The sequence below is a fragment of the Bdellovibrio bacteriovorus genome (assembly GCF_041888015.1).
Taxonomy (GTDB): domain Bacteria; phylum Bdellovibrionota; class Bdellovibrionia; order Bdellovibrionales; family Bdellovibrionaceae; genus Bdellovibrio.
Window position 1 is genome coordinate 3,627,454 of the sequence record NZ_CP168968.1, and the last position, 26,210, is coordinate 3,653,663.

At 48.6% G+C, this 26,210-nt stretch carries 22 protein-coding genes; 16 read left to right on the forward strand and 6 right to left on the reverse strand.

Features of this window, described 5'->3' with window-relative positions:
- Nucleotides 1–12: 12 nt before the first annotated feature.
- Genes ACES2G_RS17325 through ACES2G_RS17335 form a run of 3 tightly spaced genes read left to right on the forward strand, consistent with a single transcriptional unit; the run spans nucleotide 13 to nucleotide 3,239 of the window.
- Nucleotides 13–1,047: a phosphotransferase gene (locus tag ACES2G_RS17325; RefSeq protein WP_347355892.1), complete on the forward strand. Its 1,035-nt coding sequence runs from the start codon at nucleotides 13–15 to the stop codon at nucleotides 1,045–1,047.
- A complete protein-coding gene (locus ACES2G_RS17330; protein ID WP_347355890.1) occupies nucleotides 1,044–2,033 on the forward strand; it encodes a sugar phosphate nucleotidyltransferase in 990 nt (329 codons plus the stop codon). The genes ACES2G_RS17325 and ACES2G_RS17330 overlap by 4 nt, the downstream gene beginning before the upstream one ends.
- 12 nt (nucleotides 2,034–2,045) lie before the next feature.
- Nucleotides 2,046–3,239: an exo-beta-N-acetylmuramidase NamZ domain-containing protein gene (locus ACES2G_RS17335; RefSeq protein WP_374000869.1), complete on the forward strand. Its 1,194-nt coding sequence runs from the start codon at nucleotides 2,046–2,048 to the stop codon at nucleotides 3,237–3,239.
- Nucleotides 3,240–3,284: 45 nt separating this feature from the next.
- Here ACES2G_RS17335 and ACES2G_RS17340 read toward each other — a convergent pair whose 3' ends face one another.
- The 3 genes from ACES2G_RS17340 to ACES2G_RS17350 all read right to left on the reverse strand — a co-directional run bounded on the left by ACES2G_RS17340 (nucleotide 3,285) and on the right by ACES2G_RS17350 (nucleotide 8,167).
- Nucleotides 3,285–4,289 carry a hypothetical protein gene (locus ACES2G_RS17340; RefSeq protein WP_374000870.1) on the reverse strand — a complete coding sequence of 335 codons (1,005 nt, stop codon included), beginning with the start codon at nucleotides 4,287–4,289 and terminating at the stop codon, nucleotides 3,285–3,287.
- Nucleotides 4,290–4,300: 11 nt separating this feature from the next.
- Nucleotides 4,301–5,890, reverse strand: coding sequence for a hypothetical protein (locus ACES2G_RS17345; RefSeq protein ID WP_374000872.1), 1,590 nt, complete (start codon nucleotides 5,888–5,890; stop codon nucleotides 4,301–4,303).
- Between the two features lie 93 nt (nucleotides 5,891–5,983).
- Nucleotides 5,984–8,167: a Tad domain-containing protein gene (locus tag ACES2G_RS17350; protein ID WP_374000873.1), complete on the reverse strand. Its 2,184-nt coding sequence runs from the start codon at nucleotides 8,165–8,167 to the stop codon at nucleotides 5,984–5,986.
- Nucleotides 8,168–8,289: 122 nt separating this feature from the next.
- Here ACES2G_RS17350 and ACES2G_RS17355 point away from each other — a divergent pair, with 122 nt between their 5' ends.
- The 3 genes from ACES2G_RS17355 to ACES2G_RS17365 all read left to right on the forward strand — a co-directional run bounded on the left by ACES2G_RS17355 (nucleotide 8,290) and on the right by ACES2G_RS17365 (nucleotide 11,780).
- Nucleotides 8,290–9,171 (forward strand): hypothetical protein, encoded by an 882-nt coding sequence (locus ACES2G_RS17355; protein ID WP_347355883.1) that lies wholly within the window; start codon nucleotides 8,290–8,292, stop codon nucleotides 9,169–9,171.
- A 3-nt stretch (nucleotides 9,172–9,174) separates the two neighbouring features.
- Nucleotides 9,175–10,287, forward strand: coding sequence for a beta-N-acetylhexosaminidase (gene nagZ / locus ACES2G_RS17360; protein ID WP_347355881.1), 1,113 nt, complete (start codon nucleotides 9,175–9,177; stop codon nucleotides 10,285–10,287).
- 125 nt (nucleotides 10,288–10,412) lie between these two features.
- Nucleotides 10,413–11,780 (forward strand): energy transducer TonB, encoded by a 1,368-nt coding sequence (locus tag ACES2G_RS17365; protein WP_347355879.1) that lies wholly within the window; start codon nucleotides 10,413–10,415, stop codon nucleotides 11,778–11,780.
- Between the two features lie 257 nt (nucleotides 11,781–12,037).
- On the opposite strand, the gene ACES2G_RS17370 is transcribed toward ACES2G_RS17365, so the two are convergent.
- On the reverse strand, nucleotides 12,038–12,847 hold the full coding sequence (locus ACES2G_RS17370) for a hypothetical protein (RefSeq protein WP_374000875.1): 810 nt from the start codon (nucleotides 12,845–12,847) through the stop codon (nucleotides 12,038–12,040).
- 10 nt (nucleotides 12,848–12,857) lie between these two features.
- Here ACES2G_RS17370 and ACES2G_RS17375 point away from each other — a divergent pair, with 10 nt between their 5' ends.
- Entirely contained in the window at nucleotides 12,858–13,964 is a 1,107-nt protein-coding gene (locus ACES2G_RS17375) for a M23 family metallopeptidase (RefSeq protein WP_374000876.1), read from the forward strand.
- Here the strand turns inward: ACES2G_RS17375 and ACES2G_RS17380 are convergent.
- Complete coding sequence (locus ACES2G_RS17380) at nucleotides 13,961–15,217, reverse strand: hypothetical protein (protein ID WP_347355871.1); 1,257 nt, start codon at nucleotides 15,215–15,217, stop codon at nucleotides 13,961–13,963. The genes ACES2G_RS17375 and ACES2G_RS17380 overlap by 4 nt on opposite strands.
- 130 nt (nucleotides 15,218–15,347) lie before the next feature.
- Here ACES2G_RS17380 and galU point away from each other — a divergent pair, with 130 nt between their 5' ends.
- The 5 genes from galU to ACES2G_RS17405 are packed head-to-tail and all read left to right on the forward strand — an operon-like array spanning nucleotide 15,348 to nucleotide 21,216.
- Nucleotides 15,348–16,232, forward strand: coding sequence for a UTP--glucose-1-phosphate uridylyltransferase GalU (gene galU, locus ACES2G_RS17385; protein ID WP_347355869.1), 885 nt, complete (start codon nucleotides 15,348–15,350; stop codon nucleotides 16,230–16,232).
- 9 nt (nucleotides 16,233–16,241) lie between these two features.
- Nucleotides 16,242–17,096, forward strand: coding sequence for a hypothetical protein (locus tag ACES2G_RS17390; protein ID WP_347355867.1), 855 nt, complete (start codon nucleotides 16,242–16,244; stop codon nucleotides 17,094–17,096).
- Nucleotides 17,093–19,141 carry a primosomal protein N' gene (priA, locus tag ACES2G_RS17395; protein ID WP_347355865.1) on the forward strand — a complete coding sequence of 683 codons (2,049 nt, stop codon included), beginning with the start codon at nucleotides 17,093–17,095 and terminating at the stop codon, nucleotides 19,139–19,141. The genes ACES2G_RS17390 and priA overlap by 4 nt, the downstream gene beginning before the upstream one ends.
- Before the next feature lie 41 nt (nucleotides 19,142–19,182).
- Entirely contained in the window at nucleotides 19,183–20,019 is an 837-nt protein-coding gene (locus ACES2G_RS17400; RefSeq protein WP_347355863.1) for a CFI-box-CTERM domain-containing protein, read from the forward strand.
- A gap of 54 nt (nucleotides 20,020–20,073) precedes the next feature.
- On the forward strand, nucleotides 20,074–21,216 hold the full coding sequence (locus tag ACES2G_RS17405) for an FAD/NAD(P)-binding protein (RefSeq protein WP_347355861.1): 1,143 nt from the start codon (nucleotides 20,074–20,076) through the stop codon (nucleotides 21,214–21,216).
- A 53-nt stretch (nucleotides 21,217–21,269) separates the two neighbouring features.
- Here the strand turns inward: ACES2G_RS17405 and ACES2G_RS17410 are convergent, their stop codons facing one another.
- On the reverse strand, nucleotides 21,270–22,610 hold the full coding sequence (locus ACES2G_RS17410; protein ID WP_347355860.1) for an ATP-binding protein: 1,341 nt from the start codon (nucleotides 22,608–22,610) through the stop codon (nucleotides 21,270–21,272).
- A gap of 290 nt (nucleotides 22,611–22,900) precedes the next feature.
- On the opposite strand from ACES2G_RS17410, the gene rpsB reads away from it, so the two are divergent.
- The 4 genes from rpsB to frr all read left to right on the forward strand — a co-directional run bounded on the left by rpsB (nucleotide 22,901) and on the right by frr (nucleotide 26,200).
- On the forward strand, nucleotides 22,901–23,833 hold the full coding sequence (gene rpsB / locus ACES2G_RS17415) for a 30S ribosomal protein S2 (protein WP_374000878.1): 933 nt from the start codon (nucleotides 22,901–22,903) through the stop codon (nucleotides 23,831–23,833).
- A 121-nt stretch (nucleotides 23,834–23,954) separates the two neighbouring features.
- The gene (gene tsf, locus ACES2G_RS17420; RefSeq protein WP_374000879.1) at nucleotides 23,955–24,884 is read left to right on the forward strand and encodes a translation elongation factor Ts; all 930 of its coding nucleotides are present in this window, start codon (nucleotides 23,955–23,957) and stop codon (nucleotides 24,882–24,884) included.
- Nucleotide 24,885: 1 nt separating this feature from the next.
- Entirely contained in the window at nucleotides 24,886–25,599 is a 714-nt protein-coding gene (gene pyrH / locus ACES2G_RS17425; RefSeq protein WP_347355856.1) for a UMP kinase, read from the forward strand.
- 40 nt (nucleotides 25,600–25,639) lie between these two features.
- Nucleotides 25,640–26,200, forward strand: coding sequence for a ribosome recycling factor (gene frr, locus ACES2G_RS17430; protein WP_347355854.1), 561 nt, complete (start codon nucleotides 25,640–25,642; stop codon nucleotides 26,198–26,200).
- Nucleotides 26,201–26,210 lie beyond the last annotated feature (10 nt).

Consider the following 26,210-nt stretch of genomic DNA (forward strand, 5'->3'; position numbering starts at 1 on the left):
CAGTGAGTGTCTGTGAGAATTTTTCTCATGGTCACTCATGATGAATTTTTAGTTCCTTTTCTGACGCAAGCTCTGAAATCCGACAACTACAAGGTGTTTTCCCTTGCCGGAGACGCCTCCAATCGTCGGTATTATCGCGTGGTTCAAGACCATCAATCCTGGGTCCTGATGCGATGGGAGCCATTTGATCCCAATAACTACCCTTTCCTGAGCGTACTGAATCACTTCGCAAAAAATGGCGTGCATGTGCCGACCGTTATTGCCATGTCGCCACAAGAAGGCCTGGTTCTTCTGGAAGACCTGGGGGATCTGACGCTGGAAAGAAAGTTCTGGGAAAACCAAAGCCAAGAGGCTTCACTTGAGTTCTATCAAATGGCGGTGGATGAAATTGTCAAAATTCATCACCCGGCCACACTGGACAAATCCGACTGCACGGCTTTTAAGATCGAATTCAACACCGAAAAGTTTCTTTGGGAAATGAATTACGGAAAAGACAATCTTCTTTCCGGTGTTTTGAAGTTCCCTTTTGGCGAAAGCCTGAATCAGGAGATCTCAGACATCTTCCTGGATATCTGCTCACGCCTGGACAAGGAACCAAAACGTATCGCTCACCGCGACTATCACTCTCGCAATCTGATGATCAAACTGGATCAGATGAGTGTTATTGACTTCCAGGATGCCCGCCTGGGACCCATTCAATATGATCTTGTCAGTTTGATGAGAGATTCCTATGTGGACATGAACGACTCTATGGCCAAATCCTTAATCAACTATTATCTGGATCGTTCCAAAGAATATCTTCCAAAAGATTTCTCACGGGAACAGTTTGATAGGATCTATGAACTTCAGTCCATTCAACGCTGCTTCAAGGCCTGCGGCAGTTTCGCCAGCTTCTATCATCTAAGACAGGATCGTCGCTATTTGAAGTATCTTTCTGGAACTCTTCGCCGGGTTCTAAAAGCCATCAATGAATTTCCAGAGTACAAAGTTTTTGCTGACGTACTGATTGATTCCGGTGCGCTGGAAAGAAAGTACGAAACTTTATGAATGTGATGCTGTTGGCGGCGGGCGAAGGCACAAGACTTCGCCCCTACACTTCTATTTTACCCAAGCCCGCCATTCCATTTCTGACTATTCCCCTGGCCGCCCATGTCCTGAGCTTTCTGGGTGATCTGGAAATCAATAAGCTGGTCGTCAATACTTTCCATCTGCCTCAGGGAATTCACGATCTCTTCCGTACTCTTCCCACGCAAGCTCAGTCCGTTATTTTTTCAGATGAAGTCGGTTTTATTCTGGGTAATGGCGGCGGCTTAGGCAAAGCCGCTTCCCACTTCAGGGGCGGCGGACCGTTTCTTTTGATGAATGCCGATGAGGTCATTCTTCCAAAAGAAGAAGATGTGCTTCAGAAGGCTTTGGCTCATCACAACTCGCGCCAGAATATCGCCACACTGATCGTCAAAGACCATCCCGGTGTCGGAACCAAGTTTGGCGGAGTATGGGTCGACGCCAATAATAAAGTTTTGGGCTTTGGCAAAACGCCCGTTCCGGGCTCTGTTCGTGCGTGGCACTTTGTCGGCGTACAGATTCTGGATGAAAAGATTCTGGATTTCATTCAGCCGGATGTGGAGTCCAATATTCTGTACGATGCTGTGACCGTGGCGATATCTCAGGGACACTCGGTGGAAGCTGTTCCTTTCGAGGGGACGTGGTTTGAAACGGGCAATCCCCAGGATTTCATGGAGGCCTCCAGGGCTTGCCTTGAATTCCTGACGGGGGAAAACTCTTATCAAAAAAAGGCCCTTGAACGCGCGCTCAAAAAATTTTCCCTTGAAAACACAATGGCGACGCAAACGGCGTCTTCTTTGAATCTCGTTGCAGACAGCGCACAGGTAAAGACTTCTGCCATTCAGGGCGTCTTCTGCGCAGGCCCCGGAGCCATCGTCGAAGACGGCTGCGAACTCAGCAATGTCGTTGTCGGCCGTAATGTTCGCGTCCCAGCTGGGACAAAGGCTTCCAACACACTTTTTCTTTAACAAGGATATATCATGAAACTTGGTCTTGAAGTTCTGCTTAGCAACGCAAAAATGCTTAAAAGCCTTAAAGGCAAACGCGTTGGCCTTGTCTGCCATCCCGCCAGCGTTGACGAAAATCTGCAACACAGTCTTGATTTGCTCTCTAAAAAAATAAAACTTTCCTGTGCTTTTGGGCCACAGCACGGAGTCCGCGGCGACAAACAGGATAACATGATTGAAAGCCCGAATTTTATGGACCCTGTTCATAAAATTCCAGTATTCAGCCTGTATGGTGAAGTTCGCAGACCCACCGCAGAGATGATGTCCCACTTCGATGTTGTATTGTTTGATCTTCAGGATTTGGGTTGCCGTATTTACACCTTCATCACAACTTTGCTTTATATGATGGAAGAATGCGCGAAGCTGGGTAAGACCGTTATTATCCTGGATCGCCCCAATCCTGCGGGCCGCCCGGTGGAGGGTTTTCGCATGCTTCCTGGTTGGGAATCTTTTGTCGGGGCTGCACCGATCCCCATGCGTCACGGTCTGACCGTCGGCGAGCTGGCTTTGTATTTTGCTGATTTCTATAACCTGGATCTGGATCTGCAAATCGTAAAAATGAAAGGCTATTCACCCGATAAGGGCCCTGGCTTCGGCTGGGATCTGAAGCGTCCTTGGGTGAATCCTTCTCCGAATGCGGCTTCTTTGAATATGGCTCGTGCTTATTCCGGAACCGTTCTGATCGAAGGAACCACTCTTTCTGAGGCCCGTGGCACTACACGCGCTTTGGAAATCATTGGTGCTTCTGATATTGATTTCCAGGAAGTCCTGGTTCGAATGAAAAAGAAGGCACCTCAATGGATGAAGGGTGTAACACTAAGAGAATGCTTCTTTGAGCCCACTTTCCACAAGCATGTTGGCAAACTCTGTCACGGATTCCAATTCCACACCGATGGCATCAGCTACAAACACGAACAGTTCAAACCATTCCGTCTGACAGCGTTGATGCTAAAAGTGATTCGCGAAATGCATCCAAAATATCCGATCTATCGTGATTTTGCCTATGAATACGTCAAAGATCGTCTGGCTTTTGATGTGATCAATGGCGGCCCAGCCTTGAAGGACTGGCTTGAAAATCCAAAGGCCACACCAAAGAATCTGGATGCGGCCTTAGTCAAAGATGAAAAGTCATGGATTAAGGAAAGAAAAAAGTATCTGTTGTATTAGTCGAAAAAAATAAGAGCCGAGGTTTTAACTCGGCTCTTTTCATTTCTACTTCTGAAGAGCTAGTTCTGCATCTGTGAAGAAAGACTCTTGGCTTTCTTTCACTTTATATCTTCGAGTCATCATCAGGAAGATACTGTCAGCCGCAACCCCGATCGGTTCGCCGTTATAGTTTTTCTGCATACCTGCAAGGTTTGCTGGATCGCGATTGAAAGCACCTGCTCCCAAACCGCCACCACCCAAACCAGCTGAAGAACCCATATCGTCAGAGGAACCTGAGCCTGCGCCGAAACCGCCACCGCCGCCTCCGCCGCCACCTTCCTCGTAGCCGTTAGCAGCCGTCATTGCGCCGAGCTTTAGTTTGTCGTACTTTTCTTTGGCTTTCTTTTCGATGTTACCTGAAAGCTCCATCAAACCGGCAATTGCACCAGGAGGGAGTCCTGCCGCAGCCATGGACTCTTTAGATGCAAAGTCAGATGCTTTATATGTTTTACCGCCCACCTTTGCCGTGCCTGTTTTTGAATCCAGAACACCCATTTGCTCAAGTTTCGAAATATTACCTTTAATCGCTGCAAACTGAGGATCTTTGTTCAAAGGATTATTGGGATCATCCAAGCCGTAGGGCTCATTGCTAGAGTTCCCGCCCAGATCTCCGAACCCGTCCGTATTAAAGCCCGTTGAACCAGCTTGTCCGGCAGCTTTGCCGTGGGCCTTACCCTGCGCCATGGACAACATCCCTAGCATCACTTCGAAGACGCCCTTGGCGATGAGAGCCGAGCATGGGCTTGGTGAACAAGACGTCCCTGTTTTGATATCCTGATACCCCATGGTTAAGAACATGCCCCCAGTAAGGTACGACATCGCCTGTCCCATTGAGTTTGAGTCAGATGTTTTATCAGCAGAGTCATTCACTGAAGGGCCGCTCGGAGACTTACTGGCTCCTGACTCAACGCCTTTATCTCCAGATTCTTTTTTCTCATCAGCGGAATAACCCACGACAGGGGAAAGAGCCAAAGATGCTGCACAGATATACTTAATGAAGTTATTTTTCACAGCATACTCCCTTAGTTATTAAGAAGCGTGTTCTTGTTATCACGATAGCGTTCTTTGATTTTATCCCAGTTCGACTTGCCACCTTGACCTGTCACTTCTTTTGTCCAAGCCTGTTGACCGGCCACACCTTGAGCAGGATCTTTAGCTCCACCAGGAAGATAAGCACGATATTTGGAATCGGAAGCAGCACCACGGTATCCACCGAAGCCACCGCCTCCGCCGCCACCAGAGCCTGACAGAATATCTGTATTCAAACCTTTTTTCGCGGCTTCTTCCTTGCCACCAGCCCCGCCACCGCCGGAACCACCAAAGCCACTCAGGCCACCGCCACCACCCATTGGAGCACCAGCCATACCGCCAGAGTCAGAACCACTGCCAGCACTGTTTTCACCAAGAGCATTACTGTCACTGCCCAATCCCAAGCCACCAGGGCCATCTTTGCCGCCGATAGCTGCCGGATTTATTTCCCCGCCTGAAGCAGTCAGACGAGAATCACCACTTTCATTCGCTTTCTGATAGGAATTCGCACACCCCGGTGTTCTTGGGTTTGCCTTACAAATACATTCTGGGAGTTGAGCATTGGCAGGATCTTCACACTTATCTTTCGCTGCCTCGGCAACCTGTGTTCCCGTACCATCAGTATTGTCTTTACAGTCCTTACCTTGCTTCAAAGAATTGGCTAAAGAAAGAATCCCTGTTCCTGCAGAGGCCAACAACATGGCGTACTTGCCAGTACAAAGCGCTGCCTTACCTGCGACCGCTTTTTTGTCCTTTGCATTCAAATCCTTCGGAATATTAGCCGCCAAATTTTTCAGCCCGGCTCCATAATCCGCAATGAACTTCTTGCAGGACGTTTCTAAACTGGCATAATTGGGACTATTGGGGGGAACTATAGGCTTACATGTCGTGCCGGTCTCAGAGGCCTTCAGACCTTTACCCAAACCCTCAAGACCACCGCGAGTTTGAACACACGACCAACCGCAACCCGCTTTCATAACGCCGCAAGCAGATGTGTACGCAGTCATGGCACCCTTGGCGATGTCCATCGCTTTTGAGAAAGTACTACAAGTATCAGTGACAGCCGCAGACCCTACCGTGGAAAGAAGCATATTAACCGAAGCGATACCACTTTGCAGATCTTCACTGAGATTTTCCAAGCACGCTGTCGCGGCTTTCCCCTGACGAGAAATACAGTTATCGCGGTTATCAATATATTTGTGCCCTGAATTTACGATTGTCTCGTATCCAGGAGTTGTGACAACGACTCCTGGCATATTTCCTGATATGTATTGGTATGCAGATACAACCTGATCCAGGCCCGTGCGAATATTAGTATAAACATCATCAAGGCCCTTATTGGCTTCGTCATCCCCTACAGAGGAACCGCCGCCAGCTGCACCCGCACTCGAAGGTATTTTTTCATTGGAGGCACCGCTGTCCGATGCGCTGTTCTTCGGCAATGAGTTGATAAACTGCATTTCCTTGGAGACCTTATCATCCAAACTTTTCCCTTGAGTGGTTTCAGAGGATTCTTCAAAACTATAAGCTGGAGTTGCTCCAATAAGAATGGATAAGAAAATGGATAATATTCCGTTTTTCATAAAAACTCCCCTATGTCCTCTTTTCGGACAAAGGTCTTATAATCTTAAATTTTTGGCGAACGTCTCAGATTGACACAATCAGATGCAATTGTCTTAGAATTCACTCTCATCAGGTGGAGGATTCAGAAGTGGGCCGCCGCCAGTATTTTCCCCACCCAGCTTCAAATCCTGAGAGCGCAAGTAGCTTGAAGAAACCATCTTCACTGCATATCCAGTGCTGCCGCCCACAACACAATTACCTGTGGTTGGCACTATTTCACCGGAATTATCTGCAGGAACAGGCGCAGCACACTTTCCAAATTTGGATGTATCAAGCGAATAGTCCAACAGTCCCTTTGGAGCCCAGCCTGTCAGAACATTCATCCAATCCAATGAAGTAAAGGTGAACTTCTCTTTCACCGGCACATTAAAGCCAGGCTCCTTCAGAACATTATACTGGCTTATAATATTGTACTCTTCGAAGTTATAGGTACCTCGCTTATAGTCCTTGTGATACCCAAGATCCGGCCGGAAACTTCCCGTAAATGTTGATCCCGGTCCCTTCAGGTATCCATTTTTTATCTTCAGATAATAGTTATGATAGAAGTCCGGCTCGATTGAATAATATGTCATATCGAACAAGTCCGGCAGCATTGCAGAAGTTTCCAGATTTCTCATAGCCGACGGCACATCACGTACGGAATCCCAAGCAAGAAGGTCACCACCATCACTAATTTTATTTGGAATATGATCCCAATGGGCAAAGTTTGGTGCACTATCGCCTTCATAAATACTGTTGCCACCGTATGGGTTCGGATCCGTGGACCACTTCGGATCTAACTTGTAAATGGCTTCACCATAATAAGCCAGCATCCTAAATGTCTTTAATCCATACTTGTCGCCCGGGAAACGACTGAAGTTAGCTGCCCGAATCGCATTATTCTGAGTGTCCGTACTGATTGAAGACAGTAAAGAGGTATCAGTAACTCTTGGAGGAAGCAGAGGGTCAGTCTTCGGGCCGCCCTCAGAGAATCCGGAACCCCGATTCCAGTTCTGATTATACCATGGGCCAATTCTGCCTCCGAAAGGCTTATAGAAAGCTCTCGCTTTCAGCGTAATCGTACCGAATGGCGAAAACGGAATCTTCGGAGAGGTCTGTGCGGAAACACCAACGTAAGCCATGCACCATGGGTTCTTTTCAACACCAAGAGAGAAATTATAGTTATCGTTCAAGTTGCTGCGATAACCGATAAAGTTCGCAAGCTCAGTAATTGGCCCCTTAAGATCATTAACGCTGTCGAGATGATAAGGAAAGCTGGAAGGGTGACCCGTCAATTCTTTGGGATCAGTTTTGATATCAGTGCCGCTGCACTGAGTATCGGTATATCTGAATCCAGGATAGATACGAACAGCGCTGAGCCATTTCGCTGGTTGCTCCGGCGCCTGGCCAGAGGCATTACATGCGTCCGAACCCAATGAATTGAACACTTCCATTTTTGGACTTCCGGCTTTATTTGGAGGTGTCAGATTATTCAGGAAAGTATTTTCTATACCAACACTGGCTTTCTGCCCATCCAAATCATAGAAGTCATTCTTCGCCATGCTGGTTGCCCTGGATAAACTCGCAATCATATTCATGCGATCACGCTGATCCAGATTGAAACTGACAATAAACTTTCCGAGCATAAAGTAGTTGTACGAACCAAACACCCGGCATCGTTCCGTAGCGCTGCTCCTCATAACATTACTGGCATTACTTATCGTCGTGGAAAAAGCCTGGTGGAAAGCAATCTTGGGAACATCCTGCCACAACATAACCTTCGTGTATGAAGCCATATAGCGGCAAGTGTTCTCTCCAGGAGGCATTGGCTTAAACGGAATGTAGGTAATACAAAATGCCGGAGCCTCCTGAAGATTCTGAGCAATAGAGTCTGATGTACTTACAGTATCGTCCGTGGGACCTTGAATAGCTTTAAAAGGCTTCTTAAAAGGATGCCGTTCCCACTCCCCCGCACTTCCCAACATACGATAGCGCCAGGCCAGCAACTTCCAGCTTTGACGAATCTGATAATTGATATGCGCAATGGCGTTCATGTTTTCAGCCTGTCTCATCGCTCCATAATAGGCGGCGAGATCCACTGAGTTCTGCAAATTGACTTTGTGATGCACAAGAAGTCCGACATTGATCACCATTGCAAAGAACAGGAAAAGGATCTGGAAGACCAATGCAACAAACAAGGCGATCTGACCGCGCTTGTTGTTAAGATTCTGAATAAAAGTACTTCGTGCATTTAACATCTGTGTCTCAACATTGTCGCGTAGGTTGGTTCCTGTGGCAATAACTCGACCTCTAAAACTTTGACTTGTTCTATAGTGAGATGACAGACTTTTATCCATAGTTCTAAGAAGGAAACTCGACAATGGTCCTAAGAATATGCCTGACACTTCTGTTTGCGATGGTTTACGCCGGGACTGCCCGTGGGGATGTTCTTTTCGAGGGTTACGCCAAAGTCCTTTCCGGCGAAGAACATATTGGTTACGTCATCAGCCGCTATGAATTCGATCAGAAAAAAAAGCAGTTTGTTTCCACCTATCTTCTTAAAACCGGCAAAGGCCCCAGCGAAACGACCGAAAGTTTGAAAGCCTACGCCGACGCTGAATTGACTCCGATTTCTTACGAATACACCTCTTTAGCCGGCAAAGACTCCAAGCTGATAGACGCAAAGTTTAAAAACGGAAATCTCAGTGCCGTCGTCAAAACCAATGGCAAAGTTTCCCGCATCGAAAAGAAAATACCCAAAGGCACCTTTCTTTCCACCTTTCTTGTGTACCTGATGCTGAAATCCAAAGAGGGCCTGAAATCCGAAACCAATTATGAATATCAAGCCATCGCCGAAGAAGACGCCGCCATCTATAAGGGCCAGGCTTTGGTGGGCAAAGAAGAAACTTACAACGGCTTCAAAGCCTTTAAGATTTTAAACACCTTCAAGGACATCAAATTTCTGAGCTACGTCAATGAACGTGGCGAGGTGCTGGGCACAAATGCAATGGGCCAGGGGATTTTGACTGAGTTGGTCGCGGCCCCGTCAGATGCCATCGGTTCCGTCCCCTACAGCGCTGCCATTCTAAAAACACTTTTTGGAAAAGTGCCTGAGGGCGACAGCAATGTCGTATCCCGACAGAAAAAAATGAAAGCCAGCGAAGCCAATGCCCCTGCTCCGACAAAGCAGCTTGGCGTTCCTCCCGGCCAGGGCATCCTTCTGAAGGGCCAACAAGAAAAGACAGAGAATAAAGGGAACTAGTTCATGAGTATCAGCCACATCATTGGTCAGCATATGTTTATCGGCGTGTCCGGACACGCCCTGACCTCCGACGAAAAGAAATTCATTGTAGAAAACAATATTGGTGGCGTCTGCCTTTTTGGTCGCAATGTCGCTGACCCCAAGCAAGTCCATGAGCTGTGCAGCGAAATCCAGTCCCTGCGTCACAAACAAGTGGACAAGGCCCCACTGTTCATCGGTATCGACATGGAGGGGGGCCGCGTTCACCGCTTGAAGTCCCCATTCACTGTCTGGCCACCGCTGCGCCGCTTGGGTGAACTGGATGCACCGACAGTTTCTTTCCACTTTGCAAATCGCATGGGGCTAGAAATGAAGTCCGTGGGTATCAATCTGGATTTCGCACCTTGTGTGGATATCTTCACCAATCCAGGCAACACCGTCATTGGCGATCGTTCGATCAGCTCTGATCCCGAGATGGTGGCAAAACATGCTTCGGCTTTGGTTCGTGGATATATCAAAGCTGAAGTCATCACCTGCGCAAAACATTTCCCGGGGCATGGAAACACTTTGGTGGACAGTCATGAGGATCTTCCTGTTGAAAATACAGATCTGGCACGCTTGGAATCCTGCGAACTGATTCCTTTCAAAAAGACCTTCAAGTCACGCGTGGACATGGTGATGACCTCGCACATCAAGTTCCCAAAAATTGATCCTGACTGGCCGGTGACATTATCGGAAACATTTGTCAGAAAAATGATCCGTGAAGAAATGCGCTATCGCGGCCTGATCATCACCGATGATCTGGGAATGAAGGCGATGACGAAACATTATGGCATCGAAGAAGTTCCGGTACGCGCACTGAAGGCCGGCGTGGATCTGCTTTTGTACTGCAATGATCCGGAAGTTCCTCCGCAAGCTTATGATGCAATTTTGGGAGCTGTGGCGCAAGGAAGTCTGAAAAAAGAAGATCTTGAAGAAAGCTATCGCAGAATTATGGACTTCAAGAAAGTCAAAATCCCTCATCCGGATCCGATGCCGCTGAATGAAGCGATCAAGATTGTCGGACATGCAGATCATCTCAAGATCGCCGCTGCTATTGCCGCCGGCCAGATTCCAGACGGCCTACTGCCAGAGTAGAAGCTGACAATCGCCCGAACACCCCTGAAATTTATACCCGACCCCTGCTTGTGAGATGCAATCAGGGGCCTTTTTACATGGCCCGGGAATTGATAGTGCATTCTTGGATAGCACTAGGAGTTTCTATGGGTTTCAACCTCGAAAATGACAAGTCCAAGACCGACGACCAATTAAGTCTCTTTGACTTTCAAATGCCCAAAGCTGATTTCGCGAATTCTTCCCAGAAGAGTTCTGCAGTTCAATCAGTGATCGACTATGATGCGTTTCTTCTGGCGCACCGAGAACCCGAGCAAAGCAAAACATCCCGCTTTGTAACTCTGTCAGCGACGCTGCACGCAGCTATCGTGCTGGTTGTTGCCATGATCACAGTTCCCTTGGTGGAAGAAGTAAAAACCGAAACCATCACGATTGAAATCGAAGACGTTCCACAACCAAAATTGGCTCCGCGCGGAGCCCGCGTTCCTCCCACGCAAGGGGGACTGCCCGTCGCTGCGGATACGCCTCTTGTCGAGAAAATGGAAGATGCCGGAAGCCCTGGTGATATCGTTGTTGCGAAGCCTCAAGCTGCGACGAAAACAGCTTCCAAAGCGGCGAAGGCCGCTCCAGCCAAGGCCGCCAAATCCTCTACCAAGGCCAGTGCTGTTGCTGCAAAAGGCGGTCGCAGTATCGCTCCCAAAACAGAATTCAAAGCTGTTCCTATGACCATCGACGACATCGAAGCTCCCGAGCTGGATGAAGGCACTTTGGCGAAACACGCCGTTGCTTCCAACATGAACGCCGACTTCAACGAAGATTTCGACAATATCGACAGTGTTCAGGGTGCTGCTGCTGACAATGAAAGACGCTCGATGGAGGCTTTGGCCGCGGCCATGGCTGCAGAACAAGATGATTCTCTTGCCGCTTTGGATGAAGAAAACAAAGCCGAAGCGGACAAATTGTCAGCTATGCAAAACGAAATGCGCCAAAGAAATGCCAAGGCGATTTCTTCTGCTTTGGCCAATGAACGGGCGGCCGCTTTGGCTGCTGCAGCTGCCAGAGAAAAAGCGGCTAAGGACGCCGCAGCCAAACGAGCTGGCTTGGGCGGCGAAGGTAACGGACGCGGAATGGGTCAAGGCGCTGGCGCCGGAAATTCCGGATCTCCGGGGCAAGGCACCGCACTAGCGGGTGAACCTTCTGGAGTGCGCAGTCTGGATCAACTTCGTCAGATGCCTGGCAATCCTCGCCCACGCTATGATCGGCAGGAACGACTGCGCGGCGATCAAGGGGCCGTTGTGTTCTACGCTTATATCACTCGAGAAGGCTACCCTCAGAAGTTCCGTATGATGCAATCGACTGGATTCAGAAATTTGGACTCTAAAACTCTGACCGCGCTGAAAAAATGGCGCTTCTATCCAGGCCAGGAAGGCTGGGTCGAGCTTCCATTCCGTTGGGACCTTAAAGGTGGTGCGATGGAAGATGGTGGCCTGCTGCGTCGAAACGTCGGTCGCCGCTAATCACGGGGCCGCTTCAGGTGCATGAAATAAAAAAGCCCAGGGACGTCTCCTTGGGCTTTCTTTTTATCTAAGTACTTAAAATCTTAAGGCAATTAGTCTTTGAAAAGAACTTTTGCAGATTTTGTAGTGCCCTTAGTACGAGTAGCAGCTTTACGCTTTTTACCGCTAGTCGCTTTTTTCTTTCGCGAATGTATTCAGTCTTTTGTGTTTTAGATGCCATTTTATTCCCCTAGGTTTTTAACGGAATGAGTTAGTTATCAAAATGGAATCCCCAAGTCAACTGAATGCCGGTAATCCCCAGACTCCTTAGGATTTCCTTCATAGGCATAGTTCAAAGCGAATCTAGGGCCTTTAAAGCCCAATCCAGCCGTAATCAACTGCCTGGAATCGGCCGTATTGTTCATATAACCCAAGCGGCTGATAACAAATCTATTCACATAAGTCTCTAGCCCCGCCATGAATTCGGACTCGGAAGTGGCGTCCGCACGCATTCTGACGGTACCTCTGTAGATATAATTAAAACCCGCCCCCACAGAAGTCTTACGGCGCAGCTCTTTCGGAGCCGACGTGTCTTCGCCGAAAATATTGTAAGCCACCAGACCCCAGCCAATATGCGGCTGAGGTGTATAGATCAAACCAATATCCGCATTCGTCTGACGGTAGCCCTGGTTCGGAAGTTTTTGTTCACGATGATGAGCGGTAATTCCCATTCCCCACTTGTCAGTTGCAAACTCCGCCAGACTCAGTGTCAGATCACTTTCTTCCAGCTGCCCCAAAGACACATCTGATTTTTTCTGAACGAACCCCAACGCCGCTGGCAGCATGCTTTCCGGAGTATTGTCATTCAAACTCACCGCGAACTGATCCTTGGCAAATGAAGAGAAGAGCTGGCGCCCTTTTAAGTGCACCAAAGTTCCCGGATTCAGAAACGACGCATCCCCGGCTTCCACAGCCGCACGTCCAGTTCCACCCGTCGCTGCGGAAATCGAGGAATTATAAACTTGGGCCGAGGCTGCGTTCACGATAAGATAAAAACAGAAGAAAACAGGAAGTTTAACTAAGCTCAAAGGATGGGGCATGACTTTTCACCTCGCAAGTATCGTGAGTGCGTTTGTATTGGCATTCACATCCTATCAATCGGCGAACGCCGGGGCCAACACTTTTACTGCTAAACCTGTGCGTCTTGGCGACAATCTTATCTCTATCATGCGCCAACATGGCTTTTCTCAAAGCGAACGCGAGTCTGTGGTTGGTTCCAGCGCAAAACTGCGCAATCTATTCCTGACCCTGGACACACGCTATCTGGTGCGCGGATCTGGAAAGGATATCGAACTTCGCATGTTCGACTCCCAAACTTCAGATGCTTTCCGAATTATCAAAAGCTCTGGCAAAGTGCAGACTATCCCTTACAATCCACCCTATAAGATCAACTATGCCCGGGTCGAAGGTAAAATCTATGGCTCGGTTCTGGGAAGCATCCTGGGGAAAATCAACAGCAACTGGGTGGCAACACGCTTTTTGGATGCCTATGCCTTTGATATCGCGCCTCGGGCGGTCAGCCGCGGAGCTTCGTTCTGGCTGGAAGTGGAAAAGCTTTATGATGCCGGTCAGTTTGTGAAATATGGAGAAGTTCTCAAGACTTCCCTTAACATCAATGGCATCGCAGTTCAGAAAAAGTTTGTCCGAAATTCCAAAGGTGGCGGCGTTTTCTTTGCGGCGGCAGATCTATTGGAGGAAAAACCATTCTATGCTCCGGTGGACTACATCAAGATTGCCAGTCGCTTTAAGCCCAACCGGGTTCACCCGATCACCAAACGCCTGCAACCACATTTAGGAATTGATTTTGAGCTGCCCGTGGGTGAGCCCGTGTACGCTCCCCGTAAAGGCACTGTTGTTCGTTATGGTCGCAATCACGCCGCGGGAAACTACATCGTGCTTTTGCACAGCAACGGCATGGAAACGGCCTACAACCACCTTCATCGCATCGATAAAAGAATTCGTCAGGGCTTACGGGTTTCTGCAGGGGAACGAATTGGCGAAGTGGGCTGCACAGGCTATTGCACCCGACCGCATCTGCACTTTGCGGTAAAGAAAAAGGGTCGAATGGTCGACCCTATCAAGTACATTAAATCTTATCCGTCGCACATGGAGGCGATGCTGGAAAAACGCGTCGCTCAGAATTAGTCGCGGGTACAGATTGTCACCCAGTGCATACAGCGACTGTTGGGAGTCGCTCCAGCCCCATAGCTTCCCGTTTCACGGAAGCAGGACTTGGTAAGGTCGTACTCAACCACAGGAGCACCGTTCACAGATTCTTCCTTATAGCAGGATACGCCACGAGGAACCACACAGCCATACTGCACATTCACATCCCATTGGTCGGCACGCAAATGGCGGCGGGCAATGGCCAGCTCGCGGACATAAGCAGAATCAGCGGCGATATCACTGTAAGTCTTTCCTGTTGGACACTGGGTTGCCGCATCTTCTTTGCGCACAACTCTATATTTACGATTGCAGTTCCAGGTTCTGATAACCTGAGTTGGTGACTGTAAGTCGTATTCAGTCACACCCGCCAAAACGTTGGTGGGATTGTTGGAAGCAGCCCCAGCGGCTGGAGCCTGGGAATATACAAACGAATAGCCTTTGCCATAGGCGGACTTCACAGGCATCGCCGAACTTGGTGAGCGAACCTCGTGAATTTCACCATTGTTCACCATATAGGTCAGACTCAAAATCGCCGACGTCATAAAGGTCTGGCGATAAACTTCTGCCGTACTTTCGTTGGCATTCATGCTCATCGTGGCTTCCATCACACGCGACTCAGGCGAAAACGGGAAATAGTTCGCAGTCACACCTTTTTGCGAGAAAGCATCCATCACCAAAGAATCCGTCAGCGGCGCCACCAGAGGTATCACATCCGTCCACAGGGTCAACTTGCCGGTGCCTGTATAGACATTCGCAAGATTATTCCTGTCGCGAATCGACATCGTCGCCACAGCGCCGTTGTTTGCCGGAGAGTCCGCCAAATAATCTTTATACTGGTTTTGCGTCAGACTGGTTTCCGGATGAATAGGTTTGAAGTTGGAATCGGCATAATCAAAGAATTCATTCTTCAGCTTGATGCCGCCGGAAGAATACGCCCCCGCCTTAAGAGTGAAGTAGGCAGTATTATTACGAATGCTGGTTTCGGCGCAGGAATTATATGTGATCGTGTCAAAACCAGCATCAAAAGCGAACGGAATGGCAGAGACCTTAGCCCCGTCCGTCACTCCATACTTTGCCGCCAGCTCTGCGTCAGACATTCCCACATCGGCTTCACTATCTAGATCCGAGTCGAAGCCCGCTTTACCGCAGTTTTGAAAGGACACTATCAGCACGAAGGAGGCAAGAATTCCGCCCGCTGCACGCCAGGTTGTCTTTTTAAAACGCACTTTCATGGAATCTCCCCCAATAACTAGACTACCATTGTCTTTTCGGCAGATTGGCGAAAAACAGCAGTCTTTTTCATATTGAGACAGACCTCGTTAAGGCTTGTCTTAAAATGAAACGTTTGAGATTTTATTAGCTATGCAAAAAGTTAAAAAAGCCATTATTCCGGCGGCGGGCTTGGGAACACGCTTTCTTCCAGCCACCAAGACAGTTCCTAAAGAGATGCTTACCATCGTCGATGCCCCTATCATTCTTTACGTCGTCGAGGAAGCCGTCCAAGCCGGCATTGAAGACATCATTCTGATTGCCGGTCGTGGCAAGCATGCCATCGAGGATTTCTTCGATACTTCGTACGAACTGGAAGACAAACTGGTCAAAGACGGGAAAGAAAAACTTCTGGAGCGAGTGACTCGCATTCGCGATTCCGCCAACATCATCAGCATCCGTCAGAAGCAGGCGATGGGCCTGGGGCATGCTGTTCTTTGTGGACTGCCTATTGTCGGCAAAGATCCTTTTGCTGTTCTTCTGGGTGACGAAATCACCATGGGCTTCCATGGCGAAGCCAACGTGACCTCCCAGCTTGTCAGCTCTTTTGAAGAAACCGGCACTTCCACCATTTCTGTTATGAAAGTGGATGAAAAAGATGTTTCCAAATATGGAATCGCGGAGGTGGAGGAAAAATCCACAGGATTCTTCAAGGTCACGTCTTTGGTGGAAAAACCAAAACCGCATGAAACCAACAGCCGATGGGCCTTGCCGGGTCGCTATGTCTTTGACAACGCGATCATGGATATTTTGAAAAATGCCAAGCCCACTTTGAACGGAGAGATCCAACTGACCGACAGCATGAAGGTGCTTTGCTCTTTGCATGGCTTGAATGCCATGACGTTCTCGGCACAACGCTATGATGCTGGTGACAAGCTGGGATACCTGCAAGCCAATATCGAGTTGGCATTGCAGAATCCGGAGCTAAAGAAAGAACTCACATCTTACCTGCTCAATCTTGCAGGCCGTCTGCAATAAGGGGTTTTTATGAAAAAGATCGCTGCCACACTTGGTTTAATCCTTCTGAGTCCCGCTTTGTCTTTGGCCTACATTCTGCCAACGCGCACGATTCTGCAGAAAACCAGCGAAAATGCAGGCTCTGGAATCTACGCCATCGAGCAGGAAGTTCAATTCACCAGCGGTGAAGAAACCATCATGGTCAAAGAAACCTGGCTGGTGGACAGTGATCGCACCATGCGCCTGACGGTAACCGGCGGCAAAGACCTGCAAAGCTCTTTCAAGCTGCAGTTCCTATATAACGGCGGCCAAAAATGGAGCATGATCGACGGCCAAAGAAAGGGTGAAAAACTTCCTGAAGAATTTCTGGAGCGTTTCTTAAACATGAGAAACCCCGAAATCTTCGCCAACACTCTGGCGCATTTCAAAATTGTCCCAACAAATGCTTTCCACAAAAAGCCGATGCCAAAGACTGCCAATGAAATCAAAAATGAACCAGAAAACTGGGTGCGCTTCTCTCGCACCGGCGGCGTGGTCAACTATGCCCTGGGCGTTCCGACTCCTGCAGATCAAGAGGCGGGATCTCCGGGGATCTGGATTCAGCAGGACGAGTTTGTTGTCAGAAAACTGCGTCTTCCATCGCAAGTGGAGATGAGCGCCAACAACTATAACAACTTTGCGCGTGGTCTGTCTTATCCCCGCTCTCGCACAATTCGCTGGGGCAACAACACCGCGACTATTCGTCTGATCAGCGCCTCGGCGCGCCCACAAACTGCGGTGGCCTTGTTCCAGCCATCATCTCTGGATACGAATCTGAAATGGGATGGCATCAATGCTCTTCCTGCCAAAGACGTTGTCACGGAGTTCTACAAGAGGTTTAGATGAGTTCTGCGCAACTGTGGAGAGTGGCGGCCGACGCTCCTCTTCCAGAGGCTCTGACTTACAGTTCGGACCTGCCTTTACAAAGAGGGCAACTTGTCACAGTTCCCCTGGGACGAGGCGGACGCAAGGTTCATGGTCTTATCCTGGGACCCACGACCGAAGTTCCTGAATTTGAAGTCAAAGCAGTTGATTCCATCGTTGAAGAATACGCCCCGCTGCCAGAGCCTTATGTAAAATGGCTGGAGTGGCTGGCACAGTATTATCTTCATCCTGTGGGACAAGTTGTGCCATCAGCCTTTCCTCCATTGCGAAAATCAGAAAAGCAACGACAGTCCAAGCGCCCTCCTGTGATTCCGCAGTTGGAAGCCGACTCGGCACTGGATCTTACTCCAGAGCAAAAATCCTGCTTTGAAAGCATCGCCCAACATTCACAATTTTCCACGCATCTGCTTTTCGGGGTCACGGGCTCGGGAAAAACAGAGGTGTATCTGCGACTTCTGGATAAAGTTCTGACCGAAGGAAAGCGCGGCGTTGTTCTGGTGCCAGAGATCTCCCTGACACCACAACTGATTCAGCGCTTTGCGCGTCGCTTTGGCGACAAGATTGCCGCTCTTCACTCACAACTAACAGATCGCGAACGCACCAATCAATGGTGGGACATTGTCGAGGGCCGAAAGTCCATTCTGATCGGAGCACGCTCTGCTCTGTTCTGCCCTATCGACAATCTTGGTTTGATTATCGTCGACGAGGAACACGAACCCAGCTTCAAACAGGATGAAAAGCTGAAGTACAACGGCCGCGACGCCGCCGTGATGCTGGGGAAACTGATGAATTGTCCGGTGGTCCTGGGCTCGGCAACCCCCAGCCTTGAAACCTGGAAAAACGCGATCGAAGGAAAGTATCACCTGCACCGCCTGACCCGCCGGGTGGCCAATCGTGCGCTTCCCGACATCGAAGTCATTGATCTGCGCCGTCTGAAGGATGATGACGAAGAAAAACAAAAGCTGATCACCAAATATTCTCATCTGCCGTTCTGGCTTAGTCCGACACTTTACGAACGAATGCATGAAGTTCTGGCACGCGGTGATCAGGCGGCCCTATTCCTAAATCGCCGTGGCATTGCACAGATGGTGGTGTGCCCATCCTGTGGTCATACTCGTGAGTGTCCGAACTGTGATATCTCTTTGACGTTGCACGCGCACTCACACCTGATTTGCCACTATTGTGACTATCACGAGAACTTCAAGACCAAGTGTCCCGACTGTCAAGAAGGACAACTGGAAGCCATCGGCCTGGGGACAGAGCTGCTGGAAACAGATCTGACACGCCTGTTCCCAGGAAAGACCATCGCACGAGCCGACCGCGATGAAATTCAAAGTCGTGCGGACCTTGAAGATCTGATTGGCAAAATGGAATCTGGTGAGATCGACATTCTGGTGGGAACACAGATGATCGCCAAGGGACTGGATTTTCCAAAATTGAAACTGGTCGGACTGGTGCTGGCTGATGTGGGCTTTAATCTTCCGGATTTCCGCGCCACCGAACGAAGCTTTCAACTAATCACTCAGATGAGCGGCCGTGCCGGACGACACATACAAGAGGGTGAAAGCCCGGGGCTTGTCATCATTCAAACCTTCAATACTGAACACGACAGCATCACCTATGCAAAGACTCATGACTTCGAGGGCTTTGCCGCGCACGAACTGGAAATTCGTGGCGCACTTAATTACCCCCCGATGGGACGCCTGGTAAGCTTCCGCATTCAAGGAACTAAACTTGGAATTGTGGAAGAGACAGCCCGACTTTTAGCTAGAAGAGCACATGCTTTAAAAGCTCAGTTTCCGCAGCAGTACGGAGCTATTGAGGTCCTGGGTCCAGCAGAGGCTGCGCTCTCAAAATTAAGAGGCCAGTTCCGCTATCATCTGCTTATTAAGAGCACTCAGGCCGCCGCCGCCAATCCCTTTTCAAGACAATTGCTCGGAGATCAAGAGTGGGTCCCGTCCGGGATTAAAATATTAATCGATATTGATCCAATGAGTTTGCTTTAAGACCATGCCTTAACCTAAAATCTTAGGTTAAGGACCGATCAATGATTCAATGCCCTCGATGCGGAATACAAGTTACTGAATTGCACCCCGTGGACCCGGAGCTTATTGGCAAGCTTCAAGCCGCTGGCGAAAGCAATTTGCCTCCGCAGGTGTGCGCAGGTTGTATCTCTGACCTGAAGCGCACTCTAGCCACCAGCAGCGGCGGCGTGCTGATGCAACAAGAACGCGCGCGCGAACAGCATCGTCTGCAACTCTGGAAAAGCCGTGTGATGCTGATTAAAAAAGCCCGCATGTGCATGACCCAAAAGCTTTATTCCGAAGCTGCCATTTCCTATGAAAAGTATCTGAAAATTCTGGATATTGTTTTCGATATCAAAAAAGGCGAAATCCTGAAACCCGAAGCGTTCAAAGAAAGTGCGCGCACTACAGAACTGACTGTGGTGGCTTCAGTCTATTGGGACCTGATGCGTATCTATGATACTCACGAAAAATATCAGGATCGCATGATGAAAGCAGCCAAACAGCTTTCCATGTTCATTCAATTCACTCCGATCTATCCTGATATCATTCGCAAGGCCGAATCCTTCCAGAAAACGGCCAAGAACCCTCAGATCGTAAAACAGTTCCTGAAGATGTCGGACAAGGAGCGCCCCCGTTGCTTTATTGCGACGGCAGCCTTTGAAGATCCGCGCTCCAGTGAGGTGATGACTTTGCGTGCTTTCCGCGACATGAAACTGCGCAATCACACTTGGGGCAGAAAGTTTATTGCCGCTTACTATCGGTACTCTCCTCATATTGCATGCCTACTCGATAAGCATGCTTGGCTCAAACCCTCAGTCAGAGCCGCTCTCCGCGCTTTGATTAAATGCGTTAGCTAATATTTCGTCTGTTTGACGCTTGCAAAGAGTCTTCCTTTTGAGGAAGGTTAATGCATGGCTCATATCTACGATTACGCAATTATTGGCAGTGGACTTACAGGACTTAGCATCGCAGCGGCACTTAGCCGTGAAACAAAGAACATCGCGCTTATCGAAGCCGCCGATGTTCCATTTGGCGTGAACAAGAAGGTGAACTTCCCAACAGGTCCGATGAACAATGGCCTGCGCTTTGCTCCCGACTCTGTTTCTGCTGAAAAAGCCCTGCGCTTTCTGTCCAACCTGATCAATGTTGAAGTTGTTCAGGATGCCTCTGAAGAATCCCCGATCACTTACGAGGGCGGGAACTTCAAAACCTTCCTTGGCTTCGGCGACACTCCACCGGCATTCTATGAAGAGTTCAGCTATTTCACCAACAGCAAGCGCCTGAATCTGGCGGCAGAGCCCTTCCAGTGGACTCAAATGCTGTTTGAAAAATTCCAGGGCGACTTCATGCCCCGTTCTTACGTGACCAAGTTCCACCAGGAAGGCGAGCGCGTCAGTCATATCACCATCAATGGTTCCAAAACTTTGCATGCGCAGAATTTCATTTTTGCCGGCACCGTAAAGGATCTGGCATTGCTTCTTCCGGAAGATGCGATCTCTATCCGCGCACGCACAAAGCTGGCTAAGAACACTTACTGGACGGCTTTGTGTCTGGATATCTGCCACGCCAAAGCTGTGACTGAATCCTCGGCGATGCACGTTCTGAACGGCACAACTCAGGATGAAATCGGTCCTTGCGTCGGTAAGTTCCATGCACCCGTGGAAGTGGAAGGCGAAACTCTTCAAGCGTCCCAGTGGATGACCTTCATCGAACAGGAAGTCACTGAAGACAGCGAGGTTGTGGGTATGGCGTTGAAAAAAATCAAACGCCAGATCAAGCGCGCTTACCCGGAAGCTTTGGAAAATCTGAAATTAGAAAGAATCTTTGTCGCTCCGATCATCGCTGGAAATGGCGATATCAAATTGAGTGCAAACATGACGATGCCAGAGCTGGAAAACCTGTGGATCGCCTCTGCAACAGTCCACGATCAAAAGAACCTGATCGGCTCTTTATTGCAGGCTGAAATGATCGTGGCTTCTTTGGGTTTCAAAGTGGAAGCGACCGAGGAGGTTCCCGCTATGACAGAAGAACCTGTGACAGAAGCCGCCTTGTAAGAAAAATTGAAATGATAAAATCAAAAGCCCGAAGACAAAACTTCGGGCTTTTTTTATACCTCGTCTAAAGGCAGCGTGAAGGAAAAGACCGTACCCTCGCCCAGTTTGCTGTCCACCACGATATTTCCACCCATCAGCTCCACCAGATTTTTACAAATCATCAATCCCAAGCCCGACCCCCCGTGAGTCCGCGACACACTGGCATCTTCCTGAGCAAAGCTTCGGAAAAGCTTACCCATATTTTCTTTTCTGATTCCCCGGCCCGTATCACGAACTGCCCAGTGATAGCGTGATTCCACGACAGGGTCCCGGTGCAAACTGACATGAACGGAGCCCTGATCCGTGAACTTCACAGCATTCCCAACCAGATTCATTAGAACCTGTCGCAGACGATGAGAATCTCCCAGGGCGAAGTGCGGAATGCTCTCATCCACATCGACCCTCAACTGCAGACCTTTTTCCTGGCATTTCGCCGCAAAAATTCTGTGGATATCTTTGTGGAGTTCCTTGATATCGAAGCGATGCCGATCAATCTGCAGCAGACCATTTTCGATCTTTGAAATATCCAGAACATCGTTGATCAGATGTAAAAGAGAATCCGAGCAACGGTGAATGGTTCCGACATAGCCTTGTTGTTCATCATCCAGCGGCGTATCCCGAAGAATGTCGGCAAAGCCAATAATACTGTTTAAAGGAGTGCGGATTTCATGGCTCATGTTGCTGAGGAAAGTGGATTTTATAGAGGATAACTGCAAGGCTTCTTCTCGGGCTTTCATCAACTGAAACTTGGAGTGGGCCACTTCCTGCAGTTCAAATCGAGTGCGTTCGATACCTATGATGAGAATGATGTCAGCAAGGATGATCCACATGGTGTGCTCAATCCACCGCCATTGAGCGTGCTCTTCCTGACCGTAAAGCGACAGAGGCAGCAGGCATCCGCGCAAGATATGGTCGGCAATCACGATAAATGAGGCCAGACCCAAAACCCCTACATCTTTATAAAATGCCAGGGCTGCCAGGGAGACGAACACGTGGAAGTGGGACTCTATCCTCCCCCCGGCCAGGTAAATAAAGAGGACAGAGAAGAACATCTGTGAGGCGGCCACCAAGTAGCGGGTAAACCGCTCTCCGGGAAAGACATGAACACAGTAGACGGCCGGCAAGCTGAACAGTCCCCCGAAAATCAGCCCCACCAGGGCATTTTCAATCGCCCCGCTGAACGACCCGACCCACGTCGAGGGGGTCACCAAGATGCCGACAACTATAGATGCAACCCATTGAATTAAAAGAAGAATCGAAAAACCCCGATCGACTCTGATATTCGTCTCCCGGGATTGCTGCTCGAAGATTTTTTGCACTTCGGGGTGATTGCGTTCACCTTCTGATTGTTTCATTTCCCACCGCTTACGTTCATTATTAGGGATTTCTACCCTAACCTATCGGCATTGATTCAATGCATCTAAACAATATTTAATGACGGCTGGGATTTGTAACAAAAGCGTCTCAAAAAGGTTCTGCAAAGACTGCTTGCGGTCAATGGCGCCCTGTGATATCCCGAGAGTCCAACAATAAGCACTCACAGGCATTAACTGGTCCCCCAAGTACTGAAAAAGGGGGTCTTCCGGCGAAACAAAAAAAGCTGGCTCTACCTGCGAGGACGATTAACCAGAAAGGAAGTACTGCCATGGCACAAGTGACCATGAAAGAAATGTTAGACGCTGGCGTCCACTTCGGACATCAAACTCAGCGTTGGAACCCAAAAATGAAACCTTATGTTTACACAGCTCGCGGAGGTATCCATATCATTGACCTTCAAAAGACTGTTGTACGCGCTAACAAAGCTGCTGAATTCGTAAAAGAAATCGCTGCTAACGGTGGTCGTTTGATCTTCGTTGGAACTAAAAAGCAAGCTATCGAACCAATCCAAGAAGCTGCTGCAAAATGCGGTCAGTACTACGTAACTAAGCGTTGGTTGGGTGGAATGATGACGAACTTCGAAACGATCAAATCTTCTATCGATCGTCTTCGCAAAATCGACACAATGAAAGAAAAAGGCGAATTCAACTACCTTACTAAGAAAGAGCGCGCGAAGCTTGAAAAAGAATACCTTCGCTTGACTGATTTCTTGTCTGGTATCCGTGATATGAAGGAAATGCCTTCTGCGATGTTCGTAGTAGATCTTCCTAAAGAACACATCGCCGTTGCTGAAGCAAAACGCTTGGGCATCCCAGTTGTTGCTATCGCTGATACAAACTCTGATCCAGAGTCTGTTGAGTACGCTATCCCAGGAAACGACGATGCGATCCGTTCTATCAAATTGTTCGCTAACTTGATCGCTGAAGCTTACCTTGAAGGTGCTAAAGAGTGGGAAGGTAAACTTCGCACAATGACTGACAAACAATCTGACATTGCTAAAGAAGCAAAATCAGAAGGTAAAGAAGAAGCTCCTAAACGTCGTGGCGCTCCAAAAGCTGGCGCAAAAGAAGCTCCTAAAAAAGCTGCTGGCCCAGCAGTTGTTAAAGCTACTAAATCTCGTAAACTTGTTGCTGCTGGTACAGCAGAAGAAGTTGAGATCCAAGCTGAGCTTGAGCAAAACACGGACGAGTCTGCAGAGTAATCTCAGACCTCGCGAAGAAGGGTGGCCCAGCCACCCTTTCTTTTGTCCTTCATGTATTAAAACTTAATTTATCTTGTTGATCCCGGCCACCGGGAAACAAAAAAACTAAGGAGTCTTCCTAATGTCTATTTCCGCTACTCTTGTAAAAGAACTTAGAGAAAAAACCAGCGCCGGTATGATGGATTGCAAAAAAGCGCTTGAAGCAACTGCAGGTGATTTCGAAGCCGCTGTTGAATGGTTGCGCGTAAAAGGTCTTTCCTCTGCCGCTAAAAAAGCTGACCGTGTTGCTGCTGAAGGTACTGTCTTCGCTCAAACATCTGGCGATACTGCAGTTATCCTTGAAATCAACTCTGAAACTGACTTCGTTGCTCGTAACGAAGGCTTCAAAGGTTTGGTTCTTGATGTTGCTCACCACATGTTGAATGCAGTAAACGCTGCCGGCGACATCCTGGAGCAAGCTTTCCACAAAAACCCGACTAAAAAAGTTGGCGACATGTTGAAAGAAGCTATCGCGACTATCGGTGAAAACCTGGTTATCCGCCGTTTTGAGAAGTACGTAGCTACTGCGAACACAGTGGTTCACACTTACATCCACGGCGAAGGCAAAATCGGCGTTATGATCGAAGTTGCTGCTTCCAAACCAGAAGCAACAAACAACCCAGCGTTGAAAACTTTCGCTCAAGACGTTGCATTGCACATCGCTGCGATGAACCCAATGGCTATTTCTTCTGCTGAAATCCCAGCTGAAGTTGTAGCTAAGGAAAAAGAAATCCTGACAGCGAAAAACCTTGAGTCCGGCAAAAAACCAGAAATGATCGAAAAGATCGTTGAAGGTCAAATCCGCAAGTTCTTGGCTGAAAACTGCTTGGTTGATCAACCATTCGTTAAAAACCCAGACTTGAAAATCTCTGACCTGGCTAAAGAAGTTGGCAAACAAGTTGGTGCCGATGTGTCCGTGAAGCGTTTCGCACGTTTCGAATTGGGCGCTGGTATCGAAAAGAAATCCAACGACTTCGCAGCTGAAGTTGCTGCTCAGATGAAAGGACACTAGTTTGAAAGAGCCTGTTTATAAGCGTATTTTGCTAAAACTAAGTGGTGAAGCCCTGGCTGGAAAGCAAGGGACTGGTATCAATACTGCGACAATCACACAGATTGCGCAGGACGTGGCAGAGGCTTACAAAGCAGGCGTTCAAATCGGTCTGGTAATCGGTGGCGGTAACATCTATCGTGGTGTTGCCGCTTCTGCTGAGGGCATGGATCGCGCAAGTGCTGACTACATGGGTATGCTTGCGACATGTATCAATGCTCTGGCTCTTCAGGACGCTTTGGAAAAACAAGGCGTTCCCACCCGCGTTCAGACTGCCATCGAAATGGCTGAAATCGCGGAACCTTATATTCGTCGTAAAGCCATCCGCCACCTTGAAAAAGGCCGTCTCGTGATCTTCGGCGCAGGCACCGGAAATCCGTTCTTCACTACTGATACAGCGGCTTCCCTTCGTGCCATGGAGATCAATGCTCAGGTGATCATGAAGGCAACTAAAGTGGACGGTATCTACGACAAAGACCCTGCTAAACACGCTGACGCGAAGAAATTCGACAAGATCAGCTACATCGACGTGTTGAACCGCGGACTTCAGGTGATGGACTCCACGGCGATCAGCATGTGTATGGACAACAAACTTCCTATTATCACGTTTGACCTGACTCAGCCTGGAAACATTCTGAAAGCAGTTCAAGGTGAAGTCATCGGTACACTGGTACATTAATCGCGCCCACAAGACGTGAAAACGGATTAAGGAGACAACTATGGCAATCGCTGATGTTAAAAAGAACGCACAAGCTAAAATGGAAAAAAGTCTGAATGCTTTGTCTGAAGAACTTAAAAAAGTTCGCACAGGCCGTGCTCAGGTTTCCATGTTGGACGGCATCCGTGTAAATTACTACGGAACTCCATCCCCACTGTCACAGGTGGCATCTATTTCCACTCCAGATGCAAAATCTTTCCTAATTGCACCTTGGGAAGTGGCTATTCTTAAAGATATTGAACAAGCTATCATCAAGTCTGAATTGGGCATGGCTCCAATGAACGACGGTAAAGTGATCCGCTTGAAAGTTCCTGATTTGACTGAAGAGCGCCGTAAAGACCTGGCAAAACAAGTTAAAAAGATTGCTGAAGAAGCACGCGTGGCAGTTCGTATGGCTCGTCGTGATGCCAACGATGAAGTTAAAAAACTTCAAAAAGACAAAGCTGTCAGCGAAGACGAAGGCAAAAAAGCCGAAGCAGACATCCAAAAAGTAACTGACGATTTCATTAAAAAAGTGGATCAAGTTGCTGACGAAAAAGAAAAAGCGATCTTGACGATCTAATCTTCAGGAC

What these genes read in the sequence shown, in the direction of transcription:
- ACES2G_RS17405 (WP_347355861.1), top strand. Translation starts at nt 20,074, where the DNA reads ATGGCTCATATCTACGATTACGCAATTATTGGCAGTGGACTTACAGGA.
- ACES2G_RS17355 (WP_347355883.1), top strand. Translation starts at nt 8,290, where the DNA reads ATGGTCCTAAGAATATGCCTGACACTTCTGTTTGCGATGGTTTACGCC.
- ACES2G_RS17335 (WP_374000869.1), top strand. Translation starts at nt 2,046, where the DNA reads ATGAAACTTGGTCTTGAAGTTCTGCTTAGCAACGCAAAAATGCTTAAA.
- priA (WP_347355865.1), top strand. Translation starts at nt 17,093, where the DNA reads ATGAGTTCTGCGCAACTGTGGAGAGTGGCGGCCGACGCTCCTCTTCCA.
- ACES2G_RS17410 (WP_347355860.1), bottom strand. Translation starts at nt 22,610, where the DNA reads ATGAAACAATCAGAAGGTGAACGCAATCACCCCGAAGTGCAAAAAATC.
- galU (WP_347355869.1), top strand. Translation starts at nt 15,348, where the DNA reads ATGCAAAAAGTTAAAAAAGCCATTATTCCGGCGGCGGGCTTGGGAACA.
- ACES2G_RS17400 (WP_347355863.1), top strand. Translation starts at nt 19,183, where the DNA reads ATGATTCAATGCCCTCGATGCGGAATACAAGTTACTGAATTGCACCCC.
- ACES2G_RS17345 (WP_374000872.1), bottom strand. Translation starts at nt 5,890, where the DNA reads ATGAAAAACGGAATATTATCCATTTTCTTATCCATTCTTATTGGAGCA.
- ACES2G_RS17330 (WP_347355890.1), top strand. Translation starts at nt 1,044, where the DNA reads ATGAATGTGATGCTGTTGGCGGCGGGCGAAGGCACAAGACTTCGCCCC.
- nagZ (WP_347355881.1), top strand. Translation starts at nt 9,175, where the DNA reads ATGAGTATCAGCCACATCATTGGTCAGCATATGTTTATCGGCGTGTCC.
- ACES2G_RS17350 (WP_374000873.1), bottom strand. Translation starts at nt 8,167, where the DNA reads ATGTTAAATGCACGAAGTACTTTTATTCAGAATCTTAACAACAAGCGC.
- ACES2G_RS17365 (WP_347355879.1), top strand. Translation starts at nt 10,413, where the DNA reads ATGGGTTTCAACCTCGAAAATGACAAGTCCAAGACCGACGACCAATTA.
- frr (WP_347355854.1), top strand. Translation starts at nt 25,640, where the DNA reads ATGGCAATCGCTGATGTTAAAAAGAACGCACAAGCTAAAATGGAAAAA.
- tsf (WP_374000879.1), top strand. Translation starts at nt 23,955, where the DNA reads ATGTCTATTTCCGCTACTCTTGTAAAAGAACTTAGAGAAAAAACCAGC.
- ACES2G_RS17390 (WP_347355867.1), top strand. Translation starts at nt 16,242, where the DNA reads ATGAAAAAGATCGCTGCCACACTTGGTTTAATCCTTCTGAGTCCCGCT.
- ACES2G_RS17375 (WP_374000876.1), top strand. Translation starts at nt 12,858, where the DNA reads ATGACTTTTCACCTCGCAAGTATCGTGAGTGCGTTTGTATTGGCATTC.
- rpsB (WP_374000878.1), top strand. Translation starts at nt 22,901, where the DNA reads ATGGCACAAGTGACCATGAAAGAAATGTTAGACGCTGGCGTCCACTTC.
- ACES2G_RS17380 (WP_347355871.1), bottom strand. Translation starts at nt 15,217, where the DNA reads ATGAAAGTGCGTTTTAAAAAGACAACCTGGCGTGCAGCGGGCGGAATT.